Source organism: Paenibacillus sp. EPM92 (genome assembly GCF_016586185.1).
Classification (GTDB): domain Bacteria; phylum Bacillota; class Bacilli; order Paenibacillales; family NBRC-103111; genus Paenibacillus_G; species Paenibacillus_G validus.
In genome coordinates this window covers 1-9,422 of sequence record NZ_BCPS01000041.1, presented here as the reverse complement: position 1 = coordinate 9,422, position 9,422 = coordinate 1, and the positions used below count along the sequence as shown (strand labels likewise).

10 protein-coding genes are annotated in these 9,422 nt (G+C 53.6%); 3 read left to right on the top strand and 7 right to left on the bottom strand.

Annotation, left to right across the window (positions count from 1 at the left end; translation table 11 throughout):
- Window positions 1-74: 74 nt before the first annotated feature.
- The 5 genes from rplT to JMF85_RS07525 form a co-directional block, all read right to left on the bottom strand.
- Window positions 75-434, bottom strand: a complete 360-nt coding sequence (rplT, locus tag JMF85_RS07545) for a 50S ribosomal protein L20 (RefSeq protein WP_127610464.1) — start codon at window positions 432-434, stop codon at window positions 75-77.
- Between the two features lie 58 nt (window positions 435-492).
- The gene (gene rpmI / locus JMF85_RS07540; protein ID WP_054797929.1) at window positions 493-696 is read right to left on the bottom strand and encodes a 50S ribosomal protein L35; all 204 of its coding nucleotides are present in this window, start codon (window positions 694-696) and stop codon (window positions 493-495) included.
- 27 nt (window positions 697-723) lie between these two features.
- Entirely contained in the window at window positions 724-1,224 is a 501-nt protein-coding gene (gene infC / locus JMF85_RS07535) for a translation initiation factor IF-3 (protein ID WP_127610462.1), read from the bottom strand.
- A gap of 243 nt (window positions 1,225-1,467) precedes the next feature.
- Window positions 1,468-2,703, bottom strand: a complete 1,236-nt coding sequence (locus tag JMF85_RS07530) for a glycosyltransferase family 2 protein (protein WP_054800199.1) — start codon at window positions 2,701-2,703, stop codon at window positions 1,468-1,470.
- Between the two features lie 313 nt (window positions 2,704-3,016).
- Window positions 3,017-4,189 carry a glycosyltransferase family 4 protein gene (locus tag JMF85_RS07525; protein ID WP_141336461.1) on the bottom strand — a complete coding sequence of 391 codons (1,173 nt, stop codon included), beginning with the start codon at window positions 4,187-4,189 and terminating at the stop codon, window positions 3,017-3,019.
- Between the two features lie 498 nt (window positions 4,190-4,687).
- On the opposite strand from JMF85_RS07525, the gene JMF85_RS07520 reads away from it, so the two are divergent.
- Window positions 4,688-5,212, top strand: a complete 525-nt coding sequence (locus tag JMF85_RS07520; RefSeq protein WP_054797928.1) for a phosphatase PAP2 family protein — start codon at window positions 4,688-4,690, stop codon at window positions 5,210-5,212.
- Window positions 5,213-5,273: 61 nt separating this feature from the next.
- Window positions 5,274-6,416: an MGDG synthase family glycosyltransferase gene (locus JMF85_RS07515; RefSeq protein ID WP_155615629.1), complete on the top strand. Its 1,143-nt coding sequence runs from the start codon at window positions 5,274-5,276 to the stop codon at window positions 6,414-6,416.
- Between the two features lie 198 nt (window positions 6,417-6,614).
- On the opposite strand, the gene trmB is transcribed toward JMF85_RS07515, so the two are convergent.
- Window positions 6,615-7,352: a tRNA (guanosine(46)-N7)-methyltransferase TrmB gene (gene trmB, locus JMF85_RS07510; protein ID WP_054800200.1), complete on the bottom strand. Its 738-nt coding sequence runs from the start codon at window positions 7,350-7,352 to the stop codon at window positions 6,615-6,617.
- Between the two features lie 181 nt (window positions 7,353-7,533).
- A complete protein-coding gene (locus tag JMF85_RS07505; protein WP_054797927.1) occupies window positions 7,534-8,034 on the bottom strand; it encodes a WGxxGxxG-CTERM domain-containing protein in 501 nt (166 codons plus the stop codon).
- A gap of 199 nt (window positions 8,035-8,233) precedes the next feature.
- Here JMF85_RS07505 and mnmL point away from each other — a divergent pair, with 199 nt between their 5' ends.
- Window positions 8,234-9,187 (top strand): tRNA modification radical SAM protein MnmL/YtqA, encoded by a 954-nt coding sequence (gene mnmL / locus JMF85_RS07500; RefSeq protein ID WP_054797926.1) that lies wholly within the window; start codon window positions 8,234-8,236, stop codon window positions 9,185-9,187.
- The last annotated feature ends 235 nt before the right edge of the window (window positions 9,188-9,422 follow it).

Below are 9,422 nucleotides of genomic sequence, written 5' to 3'. Positions count from 1 at the left end.
AATAACACAAAAAAACCATGGAGTGCACTCTGCTGAACAGCAGAGCGCGCTCCATGGGTTTTAATGTTTGATCTTTAAGCGTTAACCTTTTGTTTAGCGGTTTCGGCGAGCGAGTTGAACGCACTGATATCGTTAACCGCGAGGTCAGCAAGCATTTTGCGGTTTACTTCTACGCCAGCAAGTTTCAGGCCATGCATCAATTTGCTGTAGGACAGGCCGTTTTGGCGAGCAGCCGCGTTGATCCGGACGATCCACAATTTGCGGAAGTCGCGTTTTTTCTGACGACGGTCACGGTATGCGTACAGCAGGGATTTCATAACCTGCTCTTTAGCTGTTTTAAATAATCTATGTTTCGAACCGAAATAACCTTTAGCAAGCTTCAAAATCTTCTTGCGACGACGAGTGCGGATAAAGCCGCCTTTTACTCTTGCCATGACAATCTACCTCCAAGAATGTTGTTTATGGATAACGAAACGAATCGTAATTTGACAATTAACCTTTGATGTTAGCAAGCTGCTGCTTCAGGCGTCTTACATCGCCAGGAGCCATGACCGGGTTCGTTCCGAGCACGCGCTTTTGGCGGCCGGATTTGCCCGACAGCAGATGGTTTTTGTAAGCTTTGTAACGTTTCACTTTACCGGTACCTGTAATCTTGAAACGGCCTTTCAGGCTGCTGTGTGTTTTCATTTTTGGCATGGGGTGTTCCTCCTTAAAGAATGAAGTTTATTGCTGCTGCTTCGGCGACAAGATCATGATCATGCTTCGGCCTTCCAGCTTCGGCCTGCGCTCGATCACGCACAGCTCTTCCACTTCGGCTGCCATCCGTTCCAGCTGGCGCTGCCCGATCTCTGCGTGAGCGATCTCACGTCCGCGGAATCGAACGGAAAGCTTCACTTTATCGCCATCACTCAAGAACTTCGTGACGTTGCGCAGCTTCGTCTGGAAATCGTGTTCGTCAATCGTAGCGCTCAAGCGAATTTCTTTGAGTTCCACGATTTTTTGGTTCTTACGGGCTTCCTTCTCTTTCTTCTGCGTTTCATAGCGGAATTTCCCGTAGTCCATAATGCGGCATACCGGCGGTTTCGCCGTAGGAGCAACGTTCACCAAATCCAGATTCAGATCCTGCGCAATTTGCAGCGCTTCACGAATCGGCTTAATGCCCAGTTGTTCCCCGTCTGCCCCAATCAGTCGAACTTCTCTCGCCCGAATGTCATCATTAATCATGTGCTCTGTACTAATAACCTGCCACCTCCAAAGGATTATATAAAAAAGACGTAGGCGCTTAGCGCCCACGTCGGTTTAGGTTCAAGTGATCGAACGATCCGATTGCATAATCAGTCATTCATGCCATTCACTCTCATTCATAACCAGCCAACCTTAGTCGGGCAGGTGAGAAGCGGGCGCTTCTTCTTCGCACCAAAACAATATATCACAAGTTCTTGGGTAAAGTCAATGTCCCATTTACAGCTATCCCGCCTGCTTGCTCTGCACTTCTTCCAGCCGGATGACACGGGTGTGCTCCGTATGGCTCCACTGCTTATTGTTCTGCGTGAAGAAGGCGTAAACCGTGATCGGCCACCAGGAAAGCAAATAAACCGGGAACGTGATCAAATACTTGTAAGTCTTAAGCGGCGCTTTCTCAAGCACGATCGCCGTAACGAACTGACCGTAGGACAGAACGGAGTAAATAGCGAACATCAACGGCGCCATTTCGTAAAGCGACGTAAACTTCTCGAAATTCGGAACAATCAAGTTAATCCAAAGCACGATCGTCAATATCGAGCCGATAAAGACGTTGTAAACGTTCAGTGCGTAAACCGCCGTATCAATCTTGGCCCAGCTTCTCTCCTTAACCCCCGACCAGAACAGCGGGAGGAAGTAACGGCGCGCGACGTCGAAGTGGCCTTGCATCCAGCGCAGGCGCTGACGCGCGGAGGCCTTGAAGGTCAGCGGCTTCTCGTCGTACACTTTGGCATCGTAGTTGAATGTCGGATTCACGCCGCGCATGACGCAGCGCATCGTAAATTCCAAGTCTTCTACGAGGCTTGTTGCGCCCCAGCCCATCTCTTTAAGCAAGTTCGTTTCAAAGCACATGCCTGTACCGCCCAAGTAGTTGGCAAGCCCCAGATTTGTCCGCGGCAGCTGCCACAAGCGGTTGCAATACCAATACGTGATCGCATAAGCCGCGGTGATCCAGGAGTCATGCGGATTTTTCGTATCGAGATACGCTTGGATCACTTTGGAGCCGTTGCACAGGTCGTTGTTCATATGTGTCAAGTAATCCGGGTTCACCAGATTGTCGGCGTCGAACATGACAATCGCGTCGTATTGACGCGGCATTTTCCAAAGCTCCTTCAGCATCCACTCAATGGCATACCCTTTGCCTCGCAGCTTCGGATTTTTCCGTTCGCAAGCGTGTACGCCCATATCGCGGGCGATCTGCGCCGTATTGTCGGAGCAATTATCGCAAATAACGAAAATATCGTACAGTTCCTTAGGGTAGTCGAGCGTCTTCAGATTCTCAATGAGCGCCCCGACAACCTGCTCCTCATTGTGCGCAGCGACGAGTACGGCAAACGATTTTTGCGGCGCGTGGTTGGCCTTGTTCTTACGACGATACCAACCGAAAAACGACAGAAGCAGCTGATAGCCTCCGATTACAGCCAATAAAATTTGGAGGCCTAGCAGGATACTGTCCAACATGAAACATCCCCCTTTTTTTGTATGTACCCCTTTTGTCTTTCTTTTCTAGTTTTCGCTTTTAATACGGATTCGATGGCGTGATCAGGAATGCGTGGGTCGCCGAATATGATTTTCCTCTCTTTGGTCCGATTTGTCAAAAGCGCAATGCCGCTTGATTAAGTCAGATCTCTGTCATTTCGGGGAAAAAGCTCCGCAATTCCGCTCAGGTTCTTCGCCATCCATCTTTTTACGTCTTATTTTCATCGTTTTTCAAACTTTTTATAAGCTGCATTTGGAAATATTTTTCTTCACGCTGAAGATGCCGGGGTACAAACTATTTCAATACGACGTCTTTCTCCTCACGCGATCGTAACGACGCTTCCGCCACCTTCCGGCAGCTGTCGTACAATCCGGCGAAAATCGCGTCCCACGATTGCTTCATGCTATAGGTTCGTCCGGCCGCAGCAAGTTTTTGCGCAAAAGAGCGGTCCGTGAAAATTTTGTGCGCCGCTTCGACAAATTCCGAAACTTGGCCGGGAGCGCACAACAAGCCGGTTCGGCCGTGCTCGATATTGTCGGCCACGCCTCCGGCGTTCGCTCCGACAACCGGCGTCCCGGAAGCCATCGCTTCGAGGATGACGTTACCGAACGTTTCGGTTGCAGAAGGAAACACGAACACATCGGCCGCGGCATAGAGATCGCTCAGCGCCTTGCCTTGCTGAAAGCCGGTAAACGTTATGTCGGGATCACCTCCATACTGCTCCGTAAGCGGCTTTAGCAGCGGCCCGTCGCCAGCTATGATCAAGTGCGAACAGGCCCGCATGTGTGCCGGCAACGATTCGAAAGTGCGCATCAACACGTCGACGCTCTTCTCGGGAGCCAGTCTTCCAACATATAACATGACGAACTTACCCGGAGAAAGGTTGCGGGCGGCAAGCACTTCCTTTCGATCCGCGAACGGATGAAAGCGCTGCATATCGACGCCGCGGGACCAAATTTCTACGAAATTGAGCCCTTTTTCCTCCAAATGTTTCTTTGCGGAACGGGAAGGAACGTAAATGCGTTGACAGTCCTGATGGAACCAAAGCATGTATTTCCACAGGATCGGCTCCATCCATTGCAGTTTATAGTAAGCGAGATACTGGTCGAAGTGAGTGTGGTAGGACGCTACCACGGGTATGTGATGCCGCTTCGCGTAATGCAGCCCGACCAGCCCCAAGTTGAAGGGTGTCGCCAAATGAATCAGATCGGGGGCAAAAGCTCTGAGCGTTTTCTTCAGATTCATCGGGTTCGGGATAGCCATTCGGCACTCCGGATACAATAAAAAAGGGATACTGTAAAATCGTTCCACCATCCGTTGATTCGTTTCGGCAGCCGAGTGACTTAACGGCGCAAACACCATGCACTCCACCCCGCGCGTTTCCAAGTAATTCACCCATCGACCGAGCGTTTGCGCAACACCGTTCACATCCGGCACATACGTATCCGTAAACAGGGCTACTCTCATAATTAACCTCCTCCAAGTTTTGTTGAAACAGTAATCCGCGTTAGCAGATGACGTGAGACAAAACTACATCGGAAGCATAAGCCGGGTTTTGTCGAAACCGTCATACACGTTGGCGGATTACCTGAGACAAAACTGACATTGGAAGCATAAACCGGGGTTTTGTCGAAACTGCAATCGGCATCGGCGGTTTACGGTGAGACGAAACCGGCGGCTGAAGAATACAATGGACCGTATGGCACGCCGTACAGTCTACCCGGCTGAAGACGTTCACGAGGCGGGAAGCAGCTGCAAAGGAAACTTTCGGGTTGGCCGGCCGTATTAAGGGATACGTTACAAGCGGCAAGCTTCACAAGCTATCTTATCCAAACATTGTTAACGGGGCGTCAATGCAACATTAATTTTTTCTATTCTTTCCGTTGATACTCCATTAACAATTGACAGCTACAATAAAAGTAAGCGCATGACGAAAGCTAATTCCACAGCAGGAGGCGATAACTCTTGAGCCGTGTCGTAACTTGGCTGCAGCATCATGAAAAACGGATGTTTTGTTTTGTGAATCAGCGTATTCAGCACGACGTGCTTGACTTATTCTTTAATGCCTTTACCCATATCGGAGGCGCGACGGTCATGATCGTCACCGCGTTGTCCATTGCCCTATTCACCGGCGGCGATTGGAGAACGGCCGGCATTCAGAGCTGCGCGGCGCTGGCCGTGAGTCATTTGCCCGTGGCTATTATTAAGAAGAAATACCCCAGATTGCGCCCTTATCTCGTCCTTCCCGATACCCGCGCCTGCAAAAATCCGCTGACCGACCACTCTTTTCCTTCCGGCCATACGACGGCGGTATTCTCCGTTCTGGTACCGCTGATGTTTATCGGCCCGTGGACGTTCGCACTGTTCCTGCCGGTCGCCGCTTTGGTCGGCGTTTCACGTATTTATTTGGGCCTGCACTATCCTTCCGATTGTCTGGCCGGCAGCTTGATCGGAACCGTAACCGCCGTCTCGGCTGTAGCCGTGCTGTAGGAAGCAAGCCCCATGGAAGGCAAGCCTAAATCACAAGGTACCCGGTGGAGGGAATTCGCCAATGCGTAAAAAGAGGGTTCTATTGTTATCCGAAGGCTTCGGGGCGGGACATACGCAAGCGGCGCACGCGCTGGCCCGAAGTTTGCGCCTGCTTGCGCCGGATATTCAAACCCGCGTGCTGGAGCTCGGGAAGTTTTTACACCCGATGCTGGCTCCTTGGGTATTTACGGCGTACCGGAAGACGGTATCCACCCAGCCCAGACTGTATGGGATGGTGTACAGGTCGCGTTACAAAAAATCGCTGAACCGCATGACACAGCTCGCCTTGCACCGCATTTTTTACGCACAGGCGGCAGCCGTCATCCGTCAGCTGCGTCCCGATACGATCGTGTGTACGCACCCGTTCCCCAGCGCGGTCGTTTCCCGTCTGAAACGAATCGGTCTCGACGTTCCTTTATGTACGGTCATTACCGATTACGACGTTCACGGGGCATGGGTAAGCCGTGAAGTGAACACCTACCTGGTGCCCACTGAGGAAGCCAAGCAAACCTTGCTTAGCCGCGGCGTACCGGCCGATTCGATTCAGGTGACCGGCATTCCGGTGCACCCGAATTTCTGGAAGGCGCACAACCGCGACGAGCTGCGCGCTCGCTTCGGGCTAAAGGCCATGCCGACGGTGCTCGTGATGGGCGGCGGTTGGGGATTAATGAAGGGAAAAGCGTTCCTCGATCATCTCGTGCAGCGGCGGGAGGACATACAGCTCGTTATTTGCCTCGGCAGCAACGAGAAAGCCAAAGCTGCGCTGCTCGCAGATGAGCGGTTTCGACATCCCCATGTGCGCCTGCTCGGTTTTACCCATGAAATCGACAAATGGATGGACGTGTCTGACTTGCTGATCACCAAACCGGGAGGCATGACATGCACGGAAGCTATGGCGAAGGGAATCCCGATGCTGTTCTACGAGCCGATCCCGGGCCAGGAAGAGGAAAACCTTCAATATTTCATTCAGCAGGGGCTCGGGGAACCGATACGCTCGCCGGAAACCGTCAATCGTTGGTTTGACATGCTGGCGGAGCAATATCCGGTCATGCGGCATAGACGTGAAGCGCGCGGAAACAGCGCAGCCGCTTACCGTCCGATGGATTGTTCGCGCGTGATCATCGATCAGCTGGCGGCTGCCGGCTGCTGGACCAAGTCTTCATAGCCGAAAAGCCCTGACCGCGGTCAGGGCTTTCTCGCGCGGAGCCAAGCTCCGCCAATGTCATAACGAAAGTAAGATGGAGGGCTTATGACGAAGCCCGGTGAAATATAGCGGACCGGTAAGGTACCATCGGAACGAAAACGGGCGAACCGTCATTCAACCAATAGACGCGAGATCGTTCCATTATTTTTGGCGCAGGAGTTAGTTCGCGTTTCCTTCCGGTTCAGCCCCCGCCTCGTCTTCCTCCGCCAATCGCTTCACATGAGCGGCCAGCGCCTTCTCGCCGATCACGACTTCCACCCGGTGAATCGGCATCCCCCGCTCGAAAAATTTCGTCTCGTATTCCGTCATCACCAGATCGGTGCGCGGCCCTTCGGCATGCAGATCGAGCGAAATATTGCGCATCCTCAGTCCGAGATCGGCGAACGAGTTCAAAGAAAATTCGAACAAGCTGCGGGAATCCGTCTTGAAATGAATTTCGCCGTTATCGTTCAGGACTTTCTCGTATTTACGGACAAAAGCGGCATGCGTCAGCCGACGGCGCGCGTGCTTCTTTTTCGGCCACGGGTCGCTGAAGTTCAAATAGATGCGGTCCAGCTCACCGCTCTCGAAGATGTCCTCCAAATATTCGATATTGAAACGAACGAGCCGCAAATTCGACAAGTCGCCGCCATGAACCTCACGGGAATCGCGTGCTTTCTCGCTGCCTCTGCGAATCAATTCGTCGTACATGTCGATGCCTATGTAATTCGTTTGCGGGTTGAGCGCGCTTAGCTCGCTGATAAACTTTCCTTTGCCCATGCCGAGCTCCACATGAATCGGACGGTCATTGCCGAACACTTCCCGCCAACGGCCCTTATGAGCCTGCGGTTCCAAAACAACCAGCTCGGGCTGAGCCTCCAGCGCTTCTTTTATTCCTTTACGTCCTCTTAGCCGCATACTCGATTTTCCTCCAACCGCAATTTACGCGCGTCCTGTTCTGAAACCCGGGACAGCCGTTTTCCTTTGTCGATTATACTCAATAATACCGGCAATGAAAAGACCGAACCCGGGCGATCGTTCGTTCGCTTAAGGTTCGGCCGCAGTCGGTGCGTGAAGGCTGGCTTTCCGTCTTTATACTTTACTTCGCACGGTCTACATCCTCGTCCCTGCTGCGTCCGCGCATGCCCGCTAATCCGAGAAGACCCAGGAGGCCCAACCATCCCCAATTGCTGCCGTTCGCCGTGGTTGCGTTGTTCGCCGTGTTCGTCCGGTACGAGAGCGTACTGTAATTGCCTCCATACCCGTAGCCGGTGCGATCGGCGGTATTCGGGTAAGTGTTCATGCGGTCGAGCATGTTGTCGTTGTAGCCGGTTCCCGTCGTGGTTGTCGTTCCGGTCGTGCTTGTGCCCGGTGTCGAAGGGCCGTAGCCGGCCGTGCCCGTCGTAGTCGGGTTAACCCTGCCCGTGGCGCTAGTCGCTCCGGTGCCGTATGTCCCGTTGGTGTTGTAAGTTCCATACGTGCCCGACGTACCGGTAGTTCCGGTTGTACCGGTAGCAGCTGTCTCGGCGAACGCCTGACCTCCGAAACCTAATGCAGTCGTCAACGCTAACGCAAGCACTGTTTTACCGAACTTGTTCATGATGTGAGAAATCTCCCTTCTCCAATCGAAAGTTGGTTAGCCGCCCTGCAACCATAGGATGAACCTCGGCGCTTCTTGTTATCCGATTCGGGACAAGGGGCTATTGTCAAGGGAAAGTTCGCTTTTCTGCCCTGTTTTTTGTAAAATGATTGAGAGCATCGTGCTCGCAGCAACCTGAATTTGAAGGAGTCCATACGCCATGCAAGCAACGGAATCAACCGGACCCCGTTTATGGGGAGATAAACGGTTTCATACATGGAATTACGAAATGCGCCGGCAATTCGGCACCAAAGTGTTCAAAGTGATGCTCGACGCCGGTTTTACGTGCCCCAATCGGGACGGAACCATTGCGACCGGCGGGTGCACGTTCTGCAGCGCCCGCGGCTCGGGCGATTTCGCCGGCAGCCGCCGCGACGACCTCGTGACACAATTTAACAAAATTCGCGACCTGCAGCATCAGAAATGGCCGGAAGCGCAATATATCGGTTATTTTCAAGCCTATACGAATACGTACGCTCCCGTCGAAGAGCTCCGTGAGTATTATGAAGCGATCTTGCAGCAGCCCGGGGTTGTCGGGCTGTCGATCGCCACTCGGCCGGACTGCTTGCCGGACGATGTGATCGACTATTTGGCCGAGCTGAACGAGCGGACGTACCTCTGGGTCGAGATGGGGCTGCAAACCGTGCACGAACGCACGTCCGAACTCATCAACCGCGCGCACGACACCGCCTGCTACCTGGACGCCGTCGCCAAGCTGCGGGCGCGCGGCATCCGCGTTTGCGCCCACATTATATACGGGCTGCCGCAGGAGACACACGAGATGATGCTGGAAACCGGCCGGCAAGTGGCGCATATGGACGTGCAAGGGATTAAAATTCATCTGCTCCATCTGATGCGCAAAACGCCGATGGTTAAGCAGTACGAAGCCGGGCTGCTGCAATTCCTCGAGAAAGATGAGTACGTGAGCCTGGTCGTCGACACGCTGGAGCTGCTTCCGCCCGACATGATCGTTCACCGGCTTACCGGGGATGCGCCGCGCGACTTGTTGATCGGTCCGATGTGGAGCCTGAAGAAGTGGGAAGTGCTGAACGCATTCGACCAAGAACTGGTTCGCCGGGACACTTGGCAAGGGAAAAAGTGGACTTCGGCATGAACCGACCGTTCCCCGCGAGCGAGCCTCGATCCTCGTAGGAAGACGACGATTCCAGAATGTGAGGGGGCTTGACGATGAGAACCATTCCGCAGCGCTCTAACGCCGCTCTGCTGCTCGGGGTCGCGCTGCTGGCCGCGACCGGCTGCAGCTCGGAGCCGGTCCGGCCGGCGGCTCCGCAAGCTGCCGCACCCGCCGCCGATAGCAGCGGGACGGGTGCGCCCCTGTTGCCGCCGCC